Consider the following 23,699-nt stretch of genomic DNA (forward strand, 5'->3'; position numbering starts at 1 on the left):
TCTGTCAGCCCGCCTTGACCAGTGCGAACCAGCCGTCTTCGTCGATCACCTCGATGCCGAGTTCGCTGGCGAGCTTGAGCTTGGAACCGGCTCCCGGCCCGGCCACCACGAGGTCGGTCTTCTTGGAAACCGACCCCGCCACCTTGGCGCCGAGCTTTTCGGCCATCGCCTTGGCCTCGTCGCGCGACATTTTTTCAAGCGAACCGGTGAAGACGACTGTCTTGCCCGACACCGGCGAGGACACGTCGCCGATGCGTTCCTCGTCGAGCGGCGTAACTTCAGCCAAAAGCGCGTCGAGCACCTGGCGGTTGTGCTCCTCGGCGAAGAACTCGACAACCGCTTCGGCGACGATGCCGCCGATGCCGTTGACGCCGGTCAGTTCCTGCCAGGCAGCGTTGCCCTTGTCGCCCTTGCCCTCGGGCATCACGGCAGCAGTTCCGGCGGCGCGGAACGCGTCGAAATTGATGTAATGGCGGGCCAGCCGCTTGGCATTGGTCTCACCGATGTGGCGGATGCCAAGCGCAAACAGGAAACGCGAGAACTCGACCTGACGGCGATCGTCGATGGCGGCGAACAGCTTGCGCGCCGAAGTGGCACCGAAGCCGTCGATGTTCTCGAGCTTGGTGAGCGATGCCTCCTGCCGCCGCTTCAGCGTGAAGATGTCGGCGGGCGAGCCGACATGCAGCGCAGGATCCTGCGACTGGAAGAAGAACTCGATCTGCTTTTCGCCAAGCCCCTCGATGTCGAAGGCGTTGCGCGAGACGAAATGGCGAAGCCGCTCGACAGCCTGCGCCGGGCAGATCAGGCCGCCGGTGCAGCGCCGCACAACCTCGCCCTCCTCGCGCACCGCATGGCTGTCGCAAGCCGGGCAGCGCGTCGGGAACAGATAAGGTTGGGCATCCGCCGGGCGCTTTTCCATGATGACGTCGAGGATCTGCGGGATGACATCGCCGGCGCGCTGGACGATGACGGTGTCGCCCACTCGAATGTCACGGCCTTCGCGGATCGGCTGACCGCTGTTGCCGATGCCCTTGATGTAATCCTCGTTGTGCAGTGTGGCGTTTGTCACCACCACGCCGCCTACGGTCACCGGCTGCAGACGTGCCACCGGCGTCAGCGAGCCGGTGCGTCCGACCTGGATGTCGATGCCGGTGAGGAGTGTCGTCGCCTTTTCGGCGGGAAATTTGTGGGCGATCGCCCAGCGCGGGCTGCGCGAGACGAAGCCCAGCCGCTGCTGCAGGTCGAGCCGGTCGACCTTGTAGACGACGCCATCAATGTCGTAGCCGAGCGTCGCGCGATTTGCCTCGATCATCCGGTACTGGGAAAGAAGCCCTTCGACGCTGTCGAAAACCTTCATCAGCGGATTGGTCTTGAAGCCATAGCTGCGGAACGCGTCGACCATGCCCATCTGGGTGTCGGCTGGCATCTCGCTCACCTCGCCCCAGGCATAGGCAAAGAAGCGAAGCGGCCGGCTGGCGGTGATCGAGGTATCGAGCTGGCGCAGCGAGCCTGCCGCCGCATTGCGCGGATTGGCGAAGATCGGCTTGCCCGCCTTCTCGTTGCGGCGATTGAGCTCGGCAAAGTCGGCGTGGCTCATATAGACCTCGCCACGCACCTCGACCACGTCAGGGAAATCGCCCTTCAGCACGTTCGGAATGTCGGCGATGGTGCGGGCATTGGCGGTGACGTTCTCGCCGACCTGGCCGTCGCCGCGCGTCGCCGCCGTCACCAGACGGCCATTCTCGTAGCGGATCGACAGCGACAGCCCGTCGATCTTCGGTTCGGCCGTGATCACCACCGGCTCGTTCGCGCCAAGGCGCAGAAAGCGCCTGATGCGGCCGACGAACTCGCTGACGTCCTCGTCGGCGAAAGCGTTGTCGAGCGACAGCATCGGCACGACATGGGTGACCTTGCCGAACTTTTCCGAGACGGCGGCACCCACCGATCTAGATGGCGAATCCTCGCGCACCAGTTGGGGAAAGCGCTGTTCGATGGCGAGGTTGCGCCGGCGCAATGCGTCATAGTCGGCATCCGAGATCGTCGGCGCGTCTTCGGCGTGATAGCGCAGGTCATGGCCCGCGATTTCTTCGGCCAGCCGCGCCAATTCGGACGCGGCTTCGGCCTCGCTCAGCGAATCGACTGGTTTCTCGGACATTGTGCGACTCCGGCTGACGTGCGGCGCCACCATAAATCAGGATGCGGTCCGGCGGGAGCCGCCCGGCTCGAATTCCACGTCAAATCAGCAGGATCGCGCAAGCTCCTGACATGTCGCCGTCAATGCTGCCGCTCAGGATGCCGTAACATTCTCGCGCAGCAGCCGCTCGGCCGCGGCACGCGCCTCCTCGGTAATCGTCGCACCCGAGAGCATGCGTGCAATCTCCTCCTGGCGCGCCGGACGGTCCATTTCGTGGATGCCGGTCGCCACCTTGTCTGTGTTGCCCTTCTTGGAGATCAGGAAATGTGTCGCGGCGCGCGCGGCAACTTGCGGCGCATGGGTTACCGACAGTACCTGGACACGGTTGGCAAGCCGCGCCAGGCGCTGGCCGATGGCGTCGGCCACGGCCCCGCCGACTCCGGTGTCGATTTCGTCGAAGACGAGCGTCGGCGCCGAGCCGCGGTCGGCAAGCGCGACCTTGAGCGCCAGCAGGAAGCGCGACAGCTCGCCGCCCGACGCCACCTTCATCATCGGCCCCGGCCGGGTGCCCGGATTGGTGCGGACCCAGAACTCGACCTGATCGATGCCTTCGAGCATGCGGTTGTCGGTTTCGCTCGATAGCTCGACCAGGAACTCGGCGCGCTCGAGCTTGAGCGCCGGCAACTCGGCCATGACGGTCTTGCGCAGGCCTTCGGCAGCCGTCTTGCGCAGCTCGGACAGGCTGGATGCAATGCGATCATAGGCCTCGCGCGTCAGCTTCGCCTGCTGTTCGAGCGATTGCAGCCGCTCTTCGCCCGCATCGAGGTCGGCCAGATCGGCGACCATCGTGTCGCGCAGCTTGGCAAGGTCGTCGACAGCGACATTGTGCTTGCGCGCGGCGGCACGCAGCGCAAACAGCCGCTCTTCGGCCTTCTCCAACCGCTGGGGATCGTATTCGGTGGCCCGAAGCGCCGCGTCCACGCCTGATTGCGCCGCATCAAGCGAAATCATCGCCTCGTCGAGCGATTTCACCACCTCGTCGAGCAAGCCCGGCACTTCGGACGCCTTGCGCTGCAGACGGCGCAACAGGCTGGCGAGTTGAGGCAGCGGCGACGACGAGCCTGAGAGCACGTCCTGCGCATCCTGGATTTCCGAGGCGATCTTTTCGACACGCATCATCGCGGCGCGCAGTTCGGCAAGCTCGCTCTCCTCGCCCGGTTGCGGGTCGAGCTTGGTCAGTTCCGTCACCGCGGCGCGCAGATATTCGGCCTCGCGGGCAGCCGCATCGACACGGGCGCGATGGCGCGACAGCTCCTGCTCGGCGGCACGCCACAGCTTCCAGGCCTCGGCCGTCGCCCTCGCCTCGCCGACATGGCCGCCAAACGAATCGAGCACCTCGCGATGCGCCCCGCCGTCGACAAGCGCGCGGTCGTCATGCTGGCCGTGGATTTCAACGAGCGCGCGGCCGACGTCGCGCATCAATGTCACGCTCGAAGGCTGGTCATTGACGAAAACACGGGTGCGGCCATCGGCTGTCTGCACGCGCCTGAGGATGATGTCGCCATCGTCGTCGATGGCATTGTCGGCCAGCAGTGTGCGTGCAGGATGGTTGCGCGGCACGTCGAAGACGGCCGTCACCTGCCCCTGGCTCGCACCATGGCGGACAAGCGAAGCATCGCCGCGCGCGCCAAGCGCGAGCGACAATGCGTCGAGAAGGATGGATTTGCCCGCGCCGGTCTCACCTGTCAGCACGGAAAGGCCGGGCGTGAAATCGATGTCCAGCCGTTCGATCAGGACGATATCGCGGATCGACAGGCGCGAGAGCATCTAATGTTGATCAGGCGCCGGAGAACATCTTTCCGGCCTTGGAAATCCATGAGCCGGCATTTTCGCGAGGCTCAAGGCCGCCGGACTGCAGCAGCTTGTACGAATCCTTGTACCACTGGCTGTCGGGATAGTTCTGGCCGAGCACGGCTGCCGCCGTCTGGGCTTCCGAGGTCAGGCCCATCGCGTAGTAGGTCTCGACCAGGCGCGCGAGCGCTTCTTCGATGTGGCGCGTGTTCGAGTAATTCTCGACCACGTTGCGGAAGCGCTTGGCGGAAGCGATGAACTCGCGGCGCTCGAGATAATAGCGGCCGATCTGCATCTCCTTGCCGGCGAGCTGGTCGCGGGCAAAGCGGATCTTGGCATTGGCGTCGTCGACATATTCCGACGCAGGCCAGCGCTGGACCACTTCGGTCATCGCCTCGATGGTGCGGCGAGCTTCCTTCTGATCCTGCGTCACGTCGCGAATCTGGCGGAAGTAGCTCAGGCCGATGATGTACTGGGCGTAGGCAGCGTCGTCGGTCGAAGGATAGAGCGCGAGATAGCGCTTGGCCGAGTTGATGGCCTCTTCATAAGCGCCCTGGCGGTAGCTGGCGAAGGCGCCCATCACCATCGACTTGCGGGCGAACTCCGAATAGGGGTGCTGGCGGTCGACAGCCTCGAACTTGCGGCTGGCCTCCTTGAGGCGGCCGGCATTGAGGTTGGCGAGGCCCTGATTGTATAGAACGTCGGCCGGTTCGGTCTGCTCGACATAGGTCGCGAGATCGACATCGGCTTCGCCGGACATGCAACCAGACAGTGCAAGCGCCGGAGCGATGAGCGAAAGCGCCACAACCAGAGGCTTCACGCGCAATTTCGATCGATCGGCTCGTATCAATGACATCACAGAGTTCCGCCCCTTTGGCGCTGTTTCGCTTTTAGGCAATGGCCATAGATCACAACTGGCTTTGCCCGGCAACGCTATCAGCCGCCAATCGCGCAATTTTGTGGCACGCGATGACGCATGCCATTTCGCCGGCCAAGTGGTGCAACAAGGTCACACCACCTTTCCGGCGATTGCCAGCCGTCAGAGAGTCCAGGGCGCGTGGACTGCGGCGCTGACAGCAATAAGTTCGGCCGAACGCCCACGCTCGCGGCGCGACGTCTCGACGACCTCGAAGGCCGAACGGTCCGAAAGCAGGCGGCGCAGGGCGGCGGCATTCAACCTGTGGCCGCCGCGATAGGAGCGGAAGCAGCCGATGAAGCGGGCGCCGGCAAGGGCCAGATCCCCCATCGCGTCGAGCGTCTTGTGGCGCACGAACTCGTTGGAAAAGCGCAGGCCTTCCATGTTGATGATGTGGTTGTCGTCGCCGATGACCACGGAATTCTCCAGCGACGAGCCGAGCGCGTAGCCGGCTGCCCACAGGCGTTCGACATCCTTCATGAAGCCGAAAGTGCGAGCGCGCGCGATCTCGCGGCGGAAAATATCGTCGTTGATGTCGGAGGCGAAGGACTGGCGGCCGATCGCCGGGCTTTCGAAATCGATCTCGACCTCGAATCGCGTGCCGCCATAGGGGCGGAACTCGGCCCACGAGGCGCCGCTTTCGATTCGCACGGGCTTGATGACGCGGATGTAGCGGCGCTTGACGCCCTGCACTTCGATGCCGGCCTGGTCGATGGCTTCGACGAACTGCCCGGCACTGCCGTCGAGAATCGGCACTTCGGCGCCTTCGACCTCAATCAGCAGATTGTCGATACCGAGGCCGAACAGTGCGGCCATCAGGTGTTCGATCGTGGCGACGTGGAGACCGGCGGGGTCCCCCAACAAGGTGCAAAGGTCGGTTGCACCCACTTCCGACACAATTCCACGAAACTCTCGGTCAGCAACCTGAAACACCACGCCCGTATCCGCGTCTGCCGGCGCGAAATGGATAGCCACAGGCTTGCCGCTGTGAACGCCAATGCCCGACAGCGTGACACGCGATTTGAGTGTTGTCTGATAGTCCTGCAAGTCGATCCCCATATGCCCGTACTCACTAGGTCCGCTTCGCCACAATGGAGCGCACGGCTCTTATGCTCGTTGGACGGGACCTCATCCCCACAATACCCGCCCAAGCGACCTTAGTTGGCGCGAAGATAGTCTTCCGGATGATAGACTCCAAATCACGGTTTCTTACTCTGTGTAACTGCCGAGACGCTTCGACTCGTCCCGTCAAGCCAATGATTTGACTGATCTTTTCAGATCAAAAGGCGGGCGTCGAGACGCCCGCCTTTCAAACAGTGTTACTGGCCGTTCACAGATCAGTTGGCTTGCCGGCGAAGGAACGCCGGAATCTCCAGCTGGTCGTCTTCCTGAGTCCGTGCCTGCGGTGCCAGGCGGCCGTGCTCGTCGAGCTGTCCGCGGCGCGGCGCGTAGAGCTGCGATTCCTGGCTGGCCATGCGGCGCTGCTCGGGTGCCGGCTGGCGCAGCTTGGGCTCGCGCGGCTGCGCGGGCTGCAGGCGTGCCGGCTCTTCCTCACGGCGGGTCAGGCCGCTGGTCAGGCGCTTGAGCAGGCCCATCGGACCGCGGTCCTCATGATGCTCGGCCGGCTGTGCCTTGGCTTCCACCTCGGCCTTCACCATCGGCGGAAAGTCCTCGACGCGCGGCATGCGCGGCTGAACCTGCGCCGGCTGCATCATCTCGCGCTGGGGTGCCACCTGCGGCTGGGCCACCGGCTGCGGGGTGGGCTGCTGGAACTGCTGCGGCTGGTACTGCTGTGCCTGCGGCTGGGCAGGCGGAGCCGAAAACAGCTTGCTCTGCGGACGGAACTCTTCGCCCTGCGGAGCGGCGGCACGCGGCTGAGCCATGGCTGCAGCATTGGTTTCGGCAAGGCGGATCGCCTCGGCGACCGGGTCGTTGGTGCGCACTTCCATGCGCGGCTGTTCGACCGGAGCAGCCTGCACGGCAGGACGGGCCTCGACGGCGCGCGGCGCCGGCTTCGGCGCCTGACGGATGGTCAGCGGTGCCGCAGCCATGTCGGCTGCCGACTTGTCGATGCCAGTGGCAACCACCGACACGCGAATGACGCCTTCGAGATCTTCGTCGAAGGTGGCGCCCAGGATGATGTTGGCGTCCTGGTCGACTTCTTCGCGGATGCGGGTCGCGGCTTCGTCAACTTCGAACAGCGTCAGGTCGCGACCGCCAGTGATGGAGATCAGCAGGCCCTTGGCACCCTTCATCGAGGTCTCGTCGAGCAGCGGGTTGGCGATCGCTGCTTCGGCAGCAGCCATCGCACGGCCCTCGCCCGAAGCTTCGCCGGTGCCCATCATGGCCTTGCCCATCTCGCGCATCACCGAACGGACGTCGGCGAAGTCGAGGTTGATCAGGCCTTCCTTGACCATCAGGTCGGTGATGCAGGCGACGCCCGAATAGAGCACCTGGTCGGCCATGGCGAAGGCGTCCGCGAAGGTCGTCTTGTCATTGGCCAGACGGAACAGGTTCTGGTTGGGGATGACGATCAGCGTGTCGACGCACTTCTGCAGCTCTTCGATGCCGTAGTCGGCCGTCTTCATGCGGCGCTGGCCTTCGAAGTGGAACGGCTTGGTGACGACACCAACGGTCAGGATGCCCTTTTCGCGTGCCGCGCGAGCAACGACGGGAGCAGCACCGGTGCCGGTGCCGCCGCCCATGCCGGCGGTGACGAAGCACATGTGGGTGTTCGACAGGTGGTCGATGATCTCATCGATGCACTCTTCGGCAGCGGCGCGGCCGACTTCCGGCTGCGAACCAGCGCCAAGGCCCTCGGTGACATGCGCGCCGAGCTGGATGAGACGCTCGGCCTTCGACATGGTGAGTGCCTGGGCATCGGTGTTGGCCACGACGAACTCGACGCCGCGCAGACCAGCAGTGATCATGTTGTTGACGGCATTGCCGCCACCACCGCCAACACCGAACACGGTGATGCGGGGCTTGAGCTCGGTGATGTCCGGCTTCTGCAGATTGATCGTCATAGTCCTCGTCCTTTTTGCCTTTCGAACCGCTTCGCCGTGCGGCCGTTTATGGGGCTGCCCCCGTCAATTCCTAAAAACTGTCTCTCAACCACTGACTCATGCGATGCAGTTTTCCGCCAGTTCCCGTTGCCCTGTAACGGGAAATCCCTTTCGCAGACTGGCTCTCGATGCCAGCCATCTGCGGGTAGATGAGAAGCCCGACGGCGGTCGCGAAAGCCGGCCCCTTGGCCGCCTCCGGCAGACCTGCCACGCCGAGCGGGCGGCCGATGCGCACATTGCGGCCGAGAATGCGACGTGCTGCCTCGGGCAGCCCGACGAGCTGGCTGGCGCCGCCGGTCAGAACGACGCGCTTGCCAACGGCGTTGCCATAACCCGACTTGTTGAGCCGGTCGCGCAGCAGTTCCAGCGTCTCGTCGATGCGGGCTCGGATGATGCGGGTCATCACCGAGCGCGGGATCTGCAGCGGCACTTCATTGTCGTCGACGCCGATCGGCTGGATGCTGATCAGGTCGCGGTCGTCGGTGCTGCCTGGCAGCGCCGAACCGTGCATGACCTTGAGCCGCTCGGCATCGTCGAGACACGTCGACAGGCCCTTGGCCATGTCCATGGTGACGTGGTTGCCGCCAACGGGAATCGCGTCGGCGTGAACGAAGCGGCCCTCGGAGAAGACCGAAAGCGTCGTGGTGCCGCCGCCCATGTCGATGCAGGCAGCCCCCATTTCGAGCTCGTCGTCGACGAGCGCGGCGAGGCCACTGGCGTACGGCGTTGCAACCATGTGCTCGACCGACAAATGCGAGCGGTTGATGCAGAGCTCGAGATTGCGCATCGGCGCCGAATCGCCGGTCAGCACATGCATGTCGACGCCAAGCGTGTCGCCGACCATGCGGCGCGGATCGCGCACGCCACGCTCGGCGTCGAGCGAAAAGGCAACTGGCAGCGAGTGGATGACGTCGCGTTCGGCCCTGAGCGCCTGCTTGGCGCCGGCGGCCAGAACGCGTTGGACATCTGCTTCCTCGACCTCATGGCCGCCGAGATTGATCGTCGCCGAGAACGACTCGCTCTTGATGCGCCCAGCAGACAGGTTGACGATCAGTGAGTCTGCGGTCAGTCCGGCCATGCGCTCAGCCGCATCGACGGCGAGCCGGATGGCGTGCTCGGCGCGGTCGAGATCGACAACCACGCCCGACTTCACACCCTGAGATTTCTGATGGCCGATGCCGATGACCTGCGCCTGATGGGTGCGGCCCTTGAGCAGCTGGCTGCCTTCGGCCGGCTTCATCTTGGCGACGACGCAGCAGACCTTGTTCGAACCGACATCGAGCACCGTGAGGATGCCCGAGCGACGCGAGACCGGATCTTTTTGACCGCCAAGCCAGCTCATATTCTCTTCTCCACCTTCGCCTTGACGGCCTTCGGCTTGGTGTTCAGCGCAGCCGCGCGACGCTCGACCGCTTCCGGCGTGAGCTGCACCACCAGCCGGTCGCCGAAGCGCATGTCCACGGCGGAGATGTCGCGCGTCAAAAGCGCATTCTCGCGGTCGAGATCAGCAAGGTCGGCAAGCGCTGCATCGACCTGATTCTCGGGCAGCTTGACGGTGATTCCATTGTCGAGGCGCAGATCCCAGCGCCGCTCACCGACGCGGATATAGCCTTTCACGCGCGACGCCAGCTCGGGGAACGCCTGGACCCTGGCGACGAAGTCGGCAGCGCGGTCGGCGGCACCAAAACCGATGACCAGCGGCAACCCGACCTGGCGCCCGCCAGTGTAAGGCGCAATGATCTTGCCATCCTTTTCAACGACGCTGAGCTGGCTGCCATGCTGCCAGATGGCGAATGCATCGCGCTCGTCGACGCGAACCTCGATCGTGTCGGGATAGACCTTGCGCACGGCTGCATCGCGAACCCAGGGCAGGCTGACGATGCGCTCGCGCGCTTCTTCCGGATTGAAGCCGACAAGCGAAGTCCAGCCGTCGAGTTCGAGCTTGTCGAGAATGTCGATCTCGGAGGTTTCGCGGTTGCCCGAGACCTTGATCTGGTCGACGGCAAAACCGCTGCGGGCAGTCACGCCCTGGACAAGCGCCGGGAAATGACCACCGAGATAAGCGCCATAGAGCGAGCTTGCGGCAAGGAACGACGCCGTCAGCATCGACGCAGCATAGGGCGGAGGAGTGAACTCCCCACGCCCGAAGCGCGACAACATGCGAACCGGCTTGCGCAGCAGCCGCGGCAGCACGAAATGCTCCGCGGACAAGGACAGCCCGAAGACGCGCGGCGCAGCGCCACCCATCCTTCTGTTCTGTCCCGATCTCAACGCAAACACGAAGCGTCCTCCACCATCCAACTCAACAACTCACCAAACGAATGCCCGGCTTGGGCAGCAATCTCAGGCACCAGCGACGTCGGCGTCATGCCGGGTTGCGTGTTGACCTCCAGCCAGACGACCTCTCCATTTTCGGAATGGCGGTCGTCGTACCGGAAGTCAGACCGGGAGACGCCCCGGCACCCGATCGCTTGGTGAGCCTTAAGCGCCAGTGTTTGTATTTTTTGGTAAATATTCGGTGAAACTTTCGCGGGGCATTCGTGCTTTGATCCGCCAGCGACATATTTTGAATCATAATCGTAGAAGGCATGCCCGGTCGGGATGATCTCGCAGACTCCAAGCGCGACATCGCCCATGACGGCGCAGGTCAGTTCGCGTCCGTGAATGAAGCGCTCGACCATCACTGTGTTGCCGTAGCGCCACTCCGACGAGGAGATGACCTGCGGCGGATGGGACTGGTCTTCCTTGACGATGACCACACCGAAGCTCGAACCTTCAGACACCGGCTTGACCACGTAAGGCGGCTTCATCGGGTGCTGGTTGCCGATCGCGAAACGGTCGAGAACGCGCGATTCCGCAATCGGGATACCGGCGGCCTTCGCCACCTTCTTCGACTGCTCCTTGTTCATCGCCAGCGCCGAAGCCAGCACACCCGAATGCGTGTAGGGGATGCCGAGATATTCGAGGATGCCCTGGATGGTGCCGTCTTCGCCAAAGGGGCCATGAAGCGCATTGAATGCGACATCCGGCTTGAGCGCCGAAAGCACAGCGCCGACATCGCGATCGACATCGACGCGGGTGACCTGGTAGCCGACCTGCTCGAGCGCCTCGGCGCAGGCATTGCCAGACGACAGGGACACAGGCCGCTCGGACGAAAACCCGCCCAACAGTACAGCGACGTGCTTTGACTTCATCCCCTGCTATCCCCTCTCGACTCGGACACAACGCCTTGTTTCCAAAGACTAAATAAGATCGCCCCGGAAGTTGGACCTCCGGTTGGAAACGCGGGCTACGCGTCACGCGACTCAAATCAGGAAACGCTTTAGGTCAGAGAATCAGAGACTTGATTCCGTGGCAAGAGCCGATTGGAATTCGTTGCGATTTCATGACCAATGCGGCTTCCGATGACCTGCAGGATGACCACAGGAAACGGCGGAATTCAGGTCGCAAAAAGGCCCCGGCGAGGATGCGCCGAGGCCTTGATAAGATCGCCGCAAACATGGTTTTGATACGTCGCGGCTGGTCTGCTGGAACCGCCAGTTCTAGAGCAATTGCCCAAGGAACTCCTGCACTTCGTGGCCGGGCTTGAAGTGTCCGATGCGCTTGATTTCCCAGTGCAGGCGGATGCCGGAATTTTCCAGCACGCGGCTGCGCACCGTCTCGCCGAGATACTCCAGGTCGTAGCCGGTGGCATTGCCGGTGTTGATCATGAAGTTGCAATGCAGCGGCGACATCTGAGCACCGCCGATCATCAGCCCGCGGCAGCCGGCATTGTCGATTTCCTTCCAGGCCGAAGTGCCTTCGGGATTCTTGAAGGTCGAGCCGCCAGTTTTTTCGCGGATCGGCTGCACCGTTTCGCGATGATGCTGGACCGCATCCATCGCCGCCTTGATGGCATCCTTGTCCTCGGCATACCCCTCGAAGGTCGCCGAGGTGAAGATCAGGTCCGCATCGGCGGATGAGTGGCGATAGGCATAGCCCATGTCGGCGTTGGACAGCACATGCAGGTTGCCCTGGCGGTCGAGGGCACGAACCTCGACGACCCGCTCCCGCGTCTCGACGCCGTTGGCGCCCGCATTCATGCGCAGCGCCCCGCCGATTGCACCGGGAATGCCGTGATAGAAATGGAAGCCGCCAATGCCACAGTCATGGGCAAGCGCTGCCACACGCTTGTCTGGCGTTGCCGCACCCGCCTTGATTCCGGTTGGCGAGATGGCCTCGGCCTCGCCGAAGCCTTTTGCCGACAGCCGCACGACAAAGCCAGGAATACCGCCCTCGCGCACCAGAAGATTGGAGCCGATACCGACGACCATCACCGGGATTTCTTCCGGCACGGCCTTCAGGAAAGCAGCAAGATCTTCCTCGTCGGCCGGCTGGAACAGCGCCTGGGCCAGGCCACCGGCGCGGAACCAGGTGATCTTTTCCATCTCGGCACTGGGCGTGATCCGCCCGCGCAGGCCGGAAAGGCGATCGCCGAGCTTTGCTATGAGCGCCTCGCCTCCGATCACGATCCGCCCCCGGCAAGTTCTCCCGGCAATGCGTAAGCCCATTGGGTGATGTTGCCGGCGCCAAGGAAGACGACGAAGTCGCCCGGCTTGGCGAGTTCGCGCACGATCGGCGCGATCGCTGCCGGTCCTTCGATATGGCGAGCATCGCGATGGCCGCCGGCGCGGATGCGCGCGGTCAGAGCCTCGGAATTGACACCCTCGATCTGATCTTCGCCGGCCGTATAGACCGGTGCGACCATAACCGTATCGGCGTCGTTGAAGCAGGCCGAGAAATCGTCGAACAGGTCGCGCAGGCGGGTGAAGCGGTGCGGCTGGGCAATGGCGATGACGCGGCCCTTGGTGGCCTCGCGCGCGGCACTGAGCACCGCCTTGATCTCGACCGGATGGTGGCCGTAGTCGTCGAACACCTCGACGCCGTTCCACGAACCGGTGTGGGTGAAGCGGCGCTTGACGCCGCCGAAGGCCGACAGGCCGCGCTTGACCGCTTCGGGCGTAATACCGAGTTCGGTGGCGACTGCGATGGCCGCGGTGGCATTCGAGACGTTGTGGCGGCCTGGCATCGGCAGGCGCAGGCCCTCAATGGTGGTCGACGATGCCGACTTGCGGTTGCGGATGACCACGTCGAAGACCGACACGGCCCCGTCCATGTGGTGGTTGGTGAAGCGCACGTCGGCCTGGGCGTTTTCGCCATAGGTGATGACGCGGCGGTCCTCGATGTGGCTGACCAGCGCCTGCACTTCGGGATGGTCGGTGCACATCACGCCGAAGCCGTAGAACGGCACGTTCTCGACAAACTGGCGGAACGCCTCGCGCACCTTGTCGAAGGTGCCGTAGTGGTCGAGGTGTTCGGGATCGATGTTGGTGACGACAGCGACATCGGCCGGCAGCTTGAGGAAGGTGCCGTCGCTCTCGTCGGCTTCGACCACCATCCACTCGCCCTCGCCCATGCGCGCGTTGGTGCCGTAGGCATTGATGATGCCGCCATTGATGACGGTCGGGTCGAGCCCGCCGGCGTCGAGCAGCGTCGCCACCATCGAGGTGGTCGTCGTCTTGCCGTGCGTGCCGCCGATCGCGACCGCATTGCGGAAGCGCATGAGCTCGGCCAGCATCTCTGCGCGGCGCACGACCGGCAGCAATTTTTCGCGCGCGGCCATGAGCTCGGGATTGGTTTTCTTGATCGCGGTCGAAACGACGATGACTTCGGCATCGCCCAGGTTCTCGGCCTTGTGGCCGACGAAGCACTCGATGCCCTTGTCGCGCAGGCGCTGCACATTGGCGCTCTCGGCCTGGTCGGAGCCCTGCACCTTGTAGCCGAGATTGTGCAGCACCTCGGCGATGCCGCTCATGCCGATGCCGCCAATGCCGATGAAATGCACGAGGCCGATGGTATGCGGCATCTTCATGAGCGCATTCCTTTCTTGAAATCCGAAACTGGTATTTTGGACGCAATAGCCTCTGCGAGGTCGGCGAGCAACCGTGTGGCATCCGCTTTGCCGACTGACCTGGCGGCAGCCGCCATCGTCTCAAGCCGCCCCGGATCGTTCATCGCACCGCCGACGAGCTCGGCAATGCGCTCTGGTGAAAGCGTCGCCTGCGGATGCACTTCGCCCCCGCCCGCGGCCGCCAGACGAGCGGCATTGGCAGCCTGGTCGTGGTCAAGCGCATATGGATACGGCACCAGCAAAGCCGGGCGGCCGATGACGGCGATCTCGGAGACTGTCGAAGCGCCCGAGCGCGAAATCACCAGATGCGCGGCCGCCATGCGCTGCGCCATGTCGGTGAAAAACGGCGAAACGTCGGCCGCGATGCCGAGTTTCGTATAAGCCGCCTTGACCTTGTCGGCATCCTCGGCGCGTGCCTGCTGGGTGATGCGCAGGCGCTTGCGCTGCGTTTCGCTCAACAGCGCGATAGCGCCGGGAACCGCATCGGAAAAGAACTGCGCGCCCTGGCTGCCGCCGAAGACGAGAAGGTTGAACAGATCCGAACCAGTCGACGCCACATAAGGCGTTTTCGACGCTTCGATGACCGCCGGCCGCACCGGATTGCCCGTGACAACCACCTTGGCGCTGTTGGCGCCCGAATTCTCCGGCAGAAAGCCGCCGGCGATCGCATCCACCCTTGAACCCAGCGCCTTGTTGGCGCGGCCCATGACGGCGTTCTGCTCATGCACCATCGACGGTACGCCACGGCGCGTCGCGGCATAGAGCGGCGGCAGCGTCGGGTAGCCGCCGAAGCCGATGACAACCGATGGCTTGATCCTGGCGATCACCTGCGAGGCCTGGCGGACGCCGCGCCAGATGCTCCAGAATGCACGCAACAGCGCAATCGGGTTTTTCGAGCCGATGGTGGACGACGAAATCGGATGAATGGCGACCGCTGGGAACTTGCCGGCGAAACGTTCGGCGCGGTCGTCGGTGGCGAGATGCACCTGCCAGCCGCGCGCGGTCAGTTCATGCGCCAGCGCCTCGGCCGGAAAAAGATGGCCGCCGGTCCCGCCGGCGGCAAGCATGACAGTTCCCTTGGCCATGTTATTCCGCCGGGACTGCGTGCCGCTGCATGGCGGAGAAACCTGTCGGCCTGAGCTTCTCGGGCTTCTTGCGGGTCAGCGCCAGCACCATGCCCATCGAAATCGCGATCGCGATCAGCGACGAGCCGCCATAGGAGATGAACGGCAGCGTCATGCCCTTGGCGGGCATCAGCTGCAGGTTCACGCCCATGTTGATGACCGACTGGAAGCCGAACACGACGACAAGGCCGGCCACTGCGTAGCGGGTGAAATCGTCATGCTCCTTGAGTGCGGTGCGCAGGCCGCGCAGCACGATGAAGGCAAAGATCGCCATGATGGCCAGGCACAGGATGATGCCGAACTCTTCGCCCGCGACCGAGAAGATGAAGTCGGCGTGGCTGTCGGGAATGATCCGCTTTACGACCCCCTCGCCCGGTCCGACGCCGAACCAGCCGCCGTTGATGATGGCGTCTCGGCCCATGTCGACCTGGAAGGTGTCGCCTTCGCCGGTCAGGAAACGGTCGATGCGGCCGGCGACGTGCGGGAAGATGGTGTAGGCGGCAAACAGGCCGCCCACAGCGGTACAACCGAGCGCGATGATCCAGAACCACGACATGCCGGCCATGAAGAACATCACGCCCCAGGTGCCCAGCACCAGCATCGTCTGGCCGAGGTCGGGCTGCGCCACGAGCAACGCAACGACGAGGCCGAGCAGGATCATGGCAAACAGGTTGCCCGGAATTTCGGGCTGGCGATCATGTTCGGCAAACAGCCAGGCGCAGATGACGACGAAGGCTGGCTTGAGGAATTCCGACGGCTGGATCGAGACCCCGGCCAGCGACAGCCAGCGCCGCGCGCCCTTGACCTCGACGCCAATGAACAGCACCGCCACCATCATCACCAGCATGACGCACAGCATCACCAGCGCCATGCGCCTGATCTGGCGGACTTCAAGGAATGACACGGCGATCATCACCACCAGCGCCGGGATGGTGAAGATGATCTGGCGTGTCGCGAAATGGAAACTGCCGAGACCGATGCGCTCGGCAACCGCCGGGCTTGCGGCGAATGAAAGCACGATGCCCAGTCCCATCAGCGACAGGAATGCCGCGAGGAACCAGCGATCGACCGTCCACCACCACAGGGCGACGGGACTTCTGTCGAGACGGCTGGCCATTATCTTGCCCCTCCGATAGCGCTGACGCCATCAATAGCATTCACAGCTTGCCTGAAGGCTTCGCCGCGAATCTCGAAATTCTTGAACTGGTCGAAGCTGGCGCAGGCCGGCGACAGCAGCACCACCGCCTCGCTCGAGTCGTCCTTGGCTGCATCCTCGGCGGCATGCTCGACCGCGGCTGCAAGCGTGCCCGAAATCTCGTAAGGAACAGCCTCGCCCAGCGTGGCGGAGAACGCAGGAGCGGCCTCGCCGATCAGATAGGCGCGGGCGATGCGCGGAAACAGGCTGCGCAGCGGCTCGATGCCGCCTTCCTTGGGCAGGCCGCCGGCGATCCAGTAGATGCGCGGGAAGCTCGACAAAGCTGGGGCCGCGGCGTCGGCGTTGGTTGCCTTGGAATCGTTGATGAACAGCACATGCCCCTTGCGGCCGACCTGCTCCATGCGATGTTCGAGGCCGGGGAAGCTTTCGAGCCCGGCCTGGATCTCGCCGAGGTCGAGCCCGACCTTGAGACAGGCAGCGACCGCCGCAAGCGCGTTCTGGGCGTTATGCTGGCCGCGCAGCGAACCGATGCCTTCAAGGAAGGCGATGCGGCTGTAGCGGCCGTCGATGGCTTCCATCAGGTCGGAGCCGTCGGCGAAATAGCCGTCTGTCAGGGGCAGCCGCTTCGATATGCGCACGACCTGCTTGCCGACCCGCTCAAGCCGATCGGCGATCTGGGCGCAATAGATGTCGTCGACGCCGATGATGGCGGTGTCGCTGCCGGCGACCAGGCGCTCCTTGATCGTCGCGTAATGCTGCATGGTGCCGTGGCGATCGAGATGGTCGGGCGTCAGGTTGAGCAGCACGCCGGCCGTCGGGTTGATCGAGGGCGCGAGGTCGATCTGGTAGGACGAGCACTCGACGACATAGTGGCGGTCGGCTTCAGGCGGATCGAGCGTCATGACGGCGCGGCCGATGTTGCCGCCCATCTGCGTGTCGCGGCCCGCCGAATTCAGGATATGGGCCGTCAGCGCCGTGGTCGTCGACTTGCCGTTGGTGCCGGTAATGGCGATGAACGGTGCCGTCGGCGCAGTTGCAATGCGCTCGCGTGCGAACAGCTCGATGTCGCCGATGATCTCGACGCCGGCACCGCGTGCCAGCTCCACCGTCCAGTGCGGCTTGGGATGCGTCAGCGGCACGCCAGGCGACAGCACGAAGGACGAAATGCCGGCCCAGTCGGCGCCGCGCAGGTCGCCGGTCGCAATCCCCTCGCCGGCGGCCCGGGCGACGCTTTCGGGATTGTCGTCCCAGGCGAGCACGTCCGCCCCGCCCTCCGCGAGCGCGCGCGCAGTGGCTATCCCCGAGCCGCCAAGGCCGAAGAGCGCCACTCGCTTTCCCTGAAATGACGTCGCGGGGATCATAAAGGCCTCAGCGCAGCTTGAGGGTGGAAAGACCGATCAGCGCCAGGATAACGGCGATGATCCAGAAGCGTATGACGACCTGGCTCTCGGTCCAGCCGAGTTTTTCGAAATGGTGATGGATCGGGGCCATCAGGAACACCCGCTTGCCGGTCATCTTGAAGAAGCCGACCTGGATGATGACCGACAGAGCTTCCATGACGAACAGGCCGCCAACGATGGCCATGACGATCTCGTGCTTGGTGGCGACAGCGACAGTGCCGATCAGGCCGCCAAGCGCCAGAGACCCGGTGTCGCCCATGAAGATGGCGGCCGGTGGCGCGTTGAACCAGAGGAAGCCGAGGCCGGCGCCAATGACAGCGCCCAGGATGACGGCGAGTTCGCCGGTGCCGGGCACGAAGTGGATTTGCAGGTATTCAGCGAAGACAGCGTTACCCGACAGGTAGGCGATGACGCCGAACGAGGCCGCGGCGATCATGATCGGCACGATGGCGAGGCCGTCGAGCCCGTCGGTCAGGTTCACCGCGTTGCCGGCGCCGACGATGACGAAGCAGGCGAACGGGATGAAGAACCAGCCGAGATTGAGCAGGAAGTCCTTGATGAAGGGGAATGTCAGCGACGACGAGAACGGCGCCTGGCCATTTTGCATGATGATCCATGCTGCGATGCCGGCGATCACGAACTCGATGCCAAGGCGCGCCTTGCCGGACAGGCCGAGATGCGACTGCTTGGTGACCTTGAGATAGTCGTCATAAAAGCCGATGGCGCCGAAACCGAGCGTCACGAACAGCACCACCCAGACATAGACCGAGGTGATGTTGGCCCACAACAGCGTCGAACCGACGATCCCGCACAGGATCATCAGCCCGCCCATCGTCGGCGTGCCGGCCTTCTTGAAATGGGTCTGCGGCCCGTCGGCGCGGATCGGCTGGCCCTTGCCTTGCCTCAGGCGCAGGGCGTTTATGATCGCCGGCCCGAAGATGAAGACGATCAACGCCGAGGTGATCAGCGCGCCGCCGGTGCGGAAGGTGATGTAGCGGAAGACGTTGAAGAACGACACCTTGTCCGCAAAGTCGACAAGCAAAGTTAGCATGCGTATCGGTCCCCCGAGACCTCGTCAGGTCGGTGTGATGTTGCCGGCCTGAGCCGGGAATGTCTTGATGAGCGCTTCGACCAGCCGATTGAAGCCAATGCCCTTCGACGACTTGATCATGACGGCGTCGCCGGGCTGAAGCGTATTGAACAGGACGGATTTCAGCTCTTCGACACCGCTGCGATATTCGGCCCTGAACCCCTCGGGCAGCGTATCGGCAAGTGCCTTCATTTCCGGTCCGGCCATCAGGACCATGTCGGTCCTTGTCGAACCGATCAGCTCGGCAAGCGCCTGATGCAGCTTGGCCGAATGGCTGCCGAGCTCCAGCATGTCGCCGAGCACGGCGATGCGCCGGCCGGCACCCTGGATCGGCGTCGCGTCGAGCAGCTCGATCGCCGCCTTCATCGACGCCGGATTGGCGTTGTAGCTCTCGTCGATCAGCGTGATCGGCCCGTTCGGCAGTTGCAGGATATGGCGCTGGCCACGCCCGCTCTCCGCCGTCATCGAGGCAAGTGCCGTGGCGACAGTTGGCACGTCGGCGCCGCAAAGATGTGCGGCACCCAGAACGGCGAGCGCATTCTGCACGATATGGCGCCCGGGTGCACCGATACGGGCCGGCACATCGCGGCCACCGATGCGCGCGACGATCATCGAGTGATCGGCTTCGAGCGTGCATTTCAGCAGCCGGAAATTGGCGCGGGCGTTTTCGCCATAGCTCATGACATTGTCGACGCCGGCGGCGCGGGCGAATTTTTCCAAGAGCTTGAAGCGGCCGTCATCGCGGTTGAGCAACACGGCGCCGCCGGGTTCGACACCTTCGAAGATCTCGGCCTTGGCCTTGGCGATCTCGTCGAGATTGCGGAAGAAGCCGAGATGGGCAGCGGCGATCAGCGTGACAACGGCGATGTGCGGACGGACCATGCGCACCAGCGGGCTGATCTCGCCGGGATGGTTCATGCCGATCTCAAAGACGGCGTAGTCGCAATCCTCGGGCATGCGGGCCAGCGTCAGCGGTACGCCCCAGTGGTTGTTGAACGACGCGGCCGACGCATGCACCTTGCCGACGGACGAGAGCGAATGGCGCAGCGCTTCCTTGGTCGAGGTCTTGCCGACCGAGCCGGTGACCGCGATGATACGAGCCCGCGAACGGGCGCGCGCCGCGATGCCGACTTTTTCGAGTGCCGCCAGCACGTCAGGCACGACGATCATCGGCGCGCCCAGACGCCCAAGCGCCGGCAATTTGCCCTCTGCGACGACAAGCAGGCCAGCACCGGCCTTGATGGCGGCGGTGGCGAAGTCATGGCCATCCATCGCGTCGCCCTTGATGGCGAAGAAGGCTTCGCCCGGCTTCAGGCTGCGGCTGTCGATGGAAATGCCTGTTATGCCTTCCGGCATCTGGCCAAGCGGGCGGCCACCTGTTGCCTCAACGAGCGCGTCGGAGGTCCACAAAAGGCTCATGCCGCAGCTCCGGCAAGTGCCTTGCGGACTTCCTCATGGTCGGAGAAATGCAGCGTCTCGGAGCCAATTGTCTGGCCTTCCTCGTGCCCCTTGCCGGCCACGATCAGCGTGTCGCCGGCATGCAGCATGCCGATGGCCTCGTGGATAGCCTGGCGGCGGTCCGCGATCTCGATGGCGCCAGGTGCGGCCTCCATGATCGCCGCGCGGATGCTGGCCGGCACCTCCGAACGCGGATTGTCGTCGGTGACGATGGTGACGTCGGCGAGCCGCGTGGCGATTTCGCCCATGATCTGGCGCTTGCCGCGGTCACGATCGCCGCCACAACCGAACACGACGACGACGCGGCCCGTGGTGAACGGTCGCACAGCGGCGAGCACGTTTTCGAGCGCATCGGGCTTGTGGGCGTAATCGACATAAACAGGTGCGCCATTCGCCGTGGTGCCGACCAGATCGAGGCGGCCCGGCGCGCCTTCGAGATGTTCGAGCGCAGCCAGGGCCTTGGCAACGTCGGTGCCGGTGGCAATGGCAAGGCCGGCAGCAACGAGCGAGTTGGAGACCTGGAAGTCGCCAGCCAGCGGCAGGTCGATCTCGTAGATGGTGCCGCCGCATTCGATTTCGGCCCGCTGCCTGTGGCGCTCGTGCTCGACGCGCTTGAGCGCCAGGAACTGGCCGTTGCGGCCGACGGTCAGCACGTCGAGGCCGGCGGCACCTGCCGCCTTGATGGTCGGCTCGGACCATGGATCGTCGGCGAAGACGACAGCCGGCGCGCCCTTGGGCAAAAGCGTGTCGAACAGGCGCAGCTTGGCGCGGTGGTAGTCCTCGACCGTCGGGTGGTAATCCATATGGTCGCGGCCGAGATTGGTGAAGCCGCCGGCAGCCAGCCGCACGCCGTCGAGGCGACGCTGGTCGAGGCCGTGGCTCGACGCCTCCATCGAGGCATGCGTCACGCCGCTATCTGCGAGTTCGGCGAGAAGCTTGTGCAGTGCCACCGGGTCCGGCGTTGTCAGCTGGCCATATTCGTTGCGTCCGGGAGCTACGACACCCGTCGTGCCGATGCTGGCCGCGGCATAGCCGGCATGCTTCCATATCTGCCGGGTGAAGGCCGCGACCGAGGTCTTGCCGCTGGTGCCGGTGACGGCGACCATCGTCTCGGGTTGGCGGGCGTAGAGCTTGGCGGCAGAAAGCGCCAATGCCTGGCGCGGATCATCGACCGCAATGACCGGAATGCCGGCCGACGCCAGATCGGCACCCTTGGCCGCGACGACAGCGACCGCGCCGCGCTTGGCCGCGTCGCCGGCGTAGGCCGCGCCATCGGCCTTGCTTCCTGAGACGGCGAAGAACAGCGTTCCTGGCGTCACCTGACGCGAATCCGACGAAACTCCACTCACCTCGACATCTATGGGAACAACCCCATCGACGGGCAGGATACCGGCAAGGTCAATCAGTTTCATCGAGTTCCGTTCGCTACATACAAAGCGGCGCGCCGCCGGCGCGCCTGCAGAATCAGGGATAAGAAGCCAGAGTTGCACCACCTTCTTGGCCGAATTCTGGCTTCACGCCAAGCAGAGAGGCCGAACGGCGGATAATGTTGGCAACCATGGGTGCCGCATTGAAGCCGGCCGTTGCACCCACGCCCGGATGTTCACGCTTGGGTTCGTCGACGATGGTCAGCACGACGTACTTCGGATTGTCCATCGGAAATGCCGCAAGAAAGGCGTTGAAACGAACGTCGGAAGAATAGCGGCCGTTGACGACCTTCTCGGCGGTGCCGGTCTTGCCACCGACGCGGTAGCCCTCGACCTGTGCCCGCGCGCCCGAACCGCCCGACCCCTTGGTCGCGTTGAGCTTGTAAAGATACTTCATCTCCTCGCTGGTCTGCGGCTTGATGACCTGCGTCGCAACCGCATTGGCCTCGGCTTCTGTACGCGTCAGGAAAGTCGGCGGTATCAGCTTGCCGCCATTCATCAGGGCGGCGGCACCAACCGCTGTCTGCAGCGGCGTCGTCGACATGCCGTGGCCGAAGGAGATCGTGATCGAGTGCACCTTCTTCCAGACCTTCGGCTCGGTCGGACGGGCAACCTCCGGCAGTTCCGTCTGCATGCGGTCGAGCAGGCCCAGGCGCTTCAGGAACTCACGGTGGCCTTCGATGCCGACGACATCAGCTTCACGCGCCGAACCGATGTTGGACGAATAGATGAACACCTCGGGCACGGTCAGCACCCTGCCCTTGCCGTGGAAGTCACGGATCGTCTGGCGTCCGATGGTGATCGGCCGCCGGGCGTCGAAAGTGCTGTCCATCGTCACCTTGCCAGAATCGAGCGCCATGGCCGTGGTAAAGCTCTTGATCGTCGAACCCATCTCGAAAAGGCCGGCCGACATGCGGTTCAACCGGTCCTTGTCCTGGGCATTGAAAGGGTTGTTGGGGTCGAAGTCGGGCACCGAGCCCATGGCCAGCACTTCACCCGTCTTGACGTCGAGCACGACGGCACCGGCCGCGATTGCCTTGTACTTCTCCAGTGCGGAGACAAGTTCGTCGCGCACGATGTGCTGGACGCGCAGGTCGATGGAAAGCTTGACCGGCTTGAGGTCCTTGGCAATCGCCAGGCCCGAGGCCTGCAAGTCGGCGAGGCCCTGGTCGTCGATGTATTTCTCGAGGCCTGATATGCCCTTGTTGTCGATATTGGTCAGGCCGACGATGTGCGAGGCCGTCTCGCCGCCGGGATAGAAGCGGCGCTTTTCAGTGCGGAAGCCGATGCCCGGAATGCCGAGCTGCATGATCTCGGCCTGCTGCTTGGGCGTCAGCTGGCGCTTGAGCCAGACGAACCCGGTGCCGCTCTTGAGCTTGAGGTAGGTCTGCTCGACCTCGAGGTCCGGAAGCACTGTCGACAGCTTCTCGATCGCCTCGTCGGCGTCGACGATACGGCGTGGCTCGGCAAACAGCGACGCCGTCTTGATGTCGGTCGCGAGCACTTCACCGTTGCGGTCGACAATGTCGGGGCGCGAGGCAGTGACGCGGGATTCGGGCCCGGTCGAGGTTTCCGGGTCCTGCATGCCGAGATAGACCAGCCGTCCGGCAATCGTCGCATAGATACCGAAGAACACTGCCATGGTCATGACGACGCGATTGCGCGTGCGTCCGCCCGTCGCCTTGCGCGCGCTGTCGACGACGATCGAGGCCTTGCCTTCGCCCTTGCCGCGCTTCCTGCCAAGCAAGCCGATCATCGGGCAATCCCTCCGGTCACGGTCTGATCAGGTGCGGCTTCGGCAACGCCGCCGAAACGCTCCGCTGTGATGTCTTCAATGGTCAGGGGGCGGACAGGCAGGTCGTTGAGACCGACGATCTGGCGCGCATCCACCGGCTGAAGCTTGAGCTCGGTCTCGTAGACCTGCGACAGCTTCTGCAGGCGCGAAGGCTGGGTAAGCAGGCTCCAGTCGGCCTTCAAAAGGTCGATCGTGTCTTCCTCGAAGCGAATCTGCGCCTCGATCTTGTTGACGGCCTTGAGCTGGTTCTCGGCCTCGTCCTTGGTCTTGTAGGTGAAGGCCGCGGCGCCAACCATGACGGCGATCAGCACGATGTCACTGGTGCGGAACATG

Annotated in this window: 18 protein-coding genes; all 18 read right to left on the minus strand. The window is 64.0% G+C overall.

Features of this window, described 5'->3' with window-relative positions; genetic code table 11:
• Window positions 1-4 precede the first annotated feature (4 nt).
• Window positions 5-2,155, minus strand: a complete 2,151-nt coding sequence (gene ligA / locus J1C56_RS11550; RefSeq protein ID WP_214389155.1) for an NAD-dependent DNA ligase LigA — start codon at window positions 2,153-2,155, stop codon at window positions 5-7.
• Window positions 2,156-2,287: 132 nt separating this feature from the next.
• Window positions 2,288-3,961 carry a DNA repair protein RecN gene (recN, locus tag J1C56_RS11555; protein WP_214389156.1) on the minus strand — a complete coding sequence of 558 codons (1,674 nt, stop codon included), beginning with the start codon at window positions 3,959-3,961 and terminating at the stop codon, window positions 2,288-2,290.
• Between the two features lie 10 nt (window positions 3,962-3,971).
• Window positions 3,972-4,841, minus strand: coding sequence for an outer membrane protein assembly factor BamD (locus J1C56_RS11560; protein ID WP_214389158.1), 870 nt, complete (start codon window positions 4,839-4,841; stop codon window positions 3,972-3,974).
• A gap of 183 nt (window positions 4,842-5,024) precedes the next feature.
• On the minus strand, window positions 5,025-5,960 hold the full coding sequence (lpxC, locus tag J1C56_RS11565) for a UDP-3-O-acyl-N-acetylglucosamine deacetylase (RefSeq protein WP_214389159.1): 936 nt from the start codon (window positions 5,958-5,960) through the stop codon (window positions 5,025-5,027).
• Window positions 5,961-6,238: 278 nt separating this feature from the next.
• Window positions 6,239-7,927 carry a cell division protein FtsZ gene (gene ftsZ, locus J1C56_RS11570; RefSeq protein ID WP_214389162.1) on the minus strand — a complete coding sequence of 563 codons (1,689 nt, stop codon included), beginning with the start codon at window positions 7,925-7,927 and terminating at the stop codon, window positions 6,239-6,241.
• 70 nt (window positions 7,928-7,997) lie between these two features.
• The gene (ftsA, locus tag J1C56_RS11575) at window positions 7,998-9,308 is read right to left on the minus strand and encodes a cell division protein FtsA (RefSeq protein WP_214389163.1); all 1,311 of its coding nucleotides are present in this window, start codon (window positions 9,306-9,308) and stop codon (window positions 7,998-8,000) included.
• The gene (locus tag J1C56_RS11580; RefSeq protein ID WP_338001427.1) at window positions 9,305-10,246 is read right to left on the minus strand and encodes a cell division protein FtsQ/DivIB; all 942 of its coding nucleotides are present in this window, start codon (window positions 10,244-10,246) and stop codon (window positions 9,305-9,307) included. The genes ftsA and J1C56_RS11580 overlap by 4 nt, the downstream gene beginning before the upstream one ends.
• Entirely contained in the window at window positions 10,234-11,160 is a 927-nt protein-coding gene (locus J1C56_RS11585; protein ID WP_214389165.1) for a D-alanine--D-alanine ligase, read from the minus strand. The genes J1C56_RS11580 and J1C56_RS11585 overlap by 13 nt, the downstream gene beginning before the upstream one ends.
• Window positions 11,161-11,508: 348 nt before the next feature.
• Window positions 11,509-12,474 (minus strand): UDP-N-acetylmuramate dehydrogenase, encoded by a 966-nt coding sequence (murB, locus tag J1C56_RS11590; protein ID WP_214389167.1) that lies wholly within the window; start codon window positions 12,472-12,474, stop codon window positions 11,509-11,511.
• Window positions 12,471-13,877 (minus strand): UDP-N-acetylmuramate--L-alanine ligase, encoded by a 1,407-nt coding sequence (murC, locus tag J1C56_RS11595; RefSeq protein ID WP_214389169.1) that lies wholly within the window; start codon window positions 13,875-13,877, stop codon window positions 12,471-12,473. Before murC ends, murB begins: the two co-directional genes overlap by 4 nt.
• The gene (murG, locus tag J1C56_RS11600) at window positions 13,874-15,001 is read right to left on the minus strand and encodes an undecaprenyldiphospho-muramoylpentapeptide beta-N-acetylglucosaminyltransferase (protein WP_214389171.1); all 1,128 of its coding nucleotides are present in this window, start codon (window positions 14,999-15,001) and stop codon (window positions 13,874-13,876) included. Before murG ends, murC begins: the two co-directional genes overlap by 4 nt.
• A gap of 1 nt (window position 15,002) precedes the next feature.
• Window positions 15,003-16,157, minus strand: a complete 1,155-nt coding sequence (ftsW, locus tag J1C56_RS11605; protein WP_214389173.1) for a putative lipid II flippase FtsW — start codon at window positions 16,155-16,157, stop codon at window positions 15,003-15,005.
• A complete protein-coding gene (murD, locus tag J1C56_RS11610) occupies window positions 16,157-17,557 on the minus strand; it encodes a UDP-N-acetylmuramoyl-L-alanine--D-glutamate ligase (protein WP_214389175.1) in 1,401 nt (466 codons plus the stop codon). Before murD ends, ftsW begins: the two co-directional genes overlap by 1 nt.
• Before the next feature lie 7 nt (window positions 17,558-17,564).
• Entirely contained in the window at window positions 17,565-18,647 is a 1,083-nt protein-coding gene (gene mraY, locus J1C56_RS11615; protein WP_214389177.1) for a phospho-N-acetylmuramoyl-pentapeptide-transferase, read from the minus strand.
• Window positions 18,648-18,671: 24 nt separating this feature from the next.
• Entirely contained in the window at window positions 18,672-20,105 is a 1,434-nt protein-coding gene (locus tag J1C56_RS11620) for a UDP-N-acetylmuramoylalanyl-D-glutamyl-2,6-diaminopimelate--D-alanyl-D-alanine ligase (protein WP_214389179.1), read from the minus strand.
• The gene (locus J1C56_RS11625) at window positions 20,102-21,556 is read right to left on the minus strand and encodes a UDP-N-acetylmuramoyl-L-alanyl-D-glutamate--2,6-diaminopimelate ligase (RefSeq protein WP_214389181.1); all 1,455 of its coding nucleotides are present in this window, start codon (window positions 21,554-21,556) and stop codon (window positions 20,102-20,104) included. The genes J1C56_RS11620 and J1C56_RS11625 overlap by 4 nt, the downstream gene beginning before the upstream one ends.
• Window positions 21,557-21,608: 52 nt before the next feature.
• Complete coding sequence (locus tag J1C56_RS11630; RefSeq protein ID WP_214389183.1) at window positions 21,609-23,327, minus strand: peptidoglycan D,D-transpeptidase FtsI family protein; 1,719 nt, start codon at window positions 23,325-23,327, stop codon at window positions 21,609-21,611.
• Window positions 23,324-23,698 (minus strand): cell division protein FtsL, encoded by a 375-nt coding sequence (ftsL, locus tag J1C56_RS11635; RefSeq protein ID WP_214389185.1) that lies wholly within the window; start codon window positions 23,696-23,698, stop codon window positions 23,324-23,326. The genes J1C56_RS11630 and ftsL overlap by 4 nt, the downstream gene beginning before the upstream one ends.
• Between the last annotated feature and the right edge of the window lies 1 nt (window position 23,699).

This window comes from Aminobacter anthyllidis (assembly GCF_018555685.1).
Lineage (GTDB): Bacteria > Pseudomonadota > Alphaproteobacteria > Rhizobiales > Rhizobiaceae > Aminobacter > Aminobacter anthyllidis.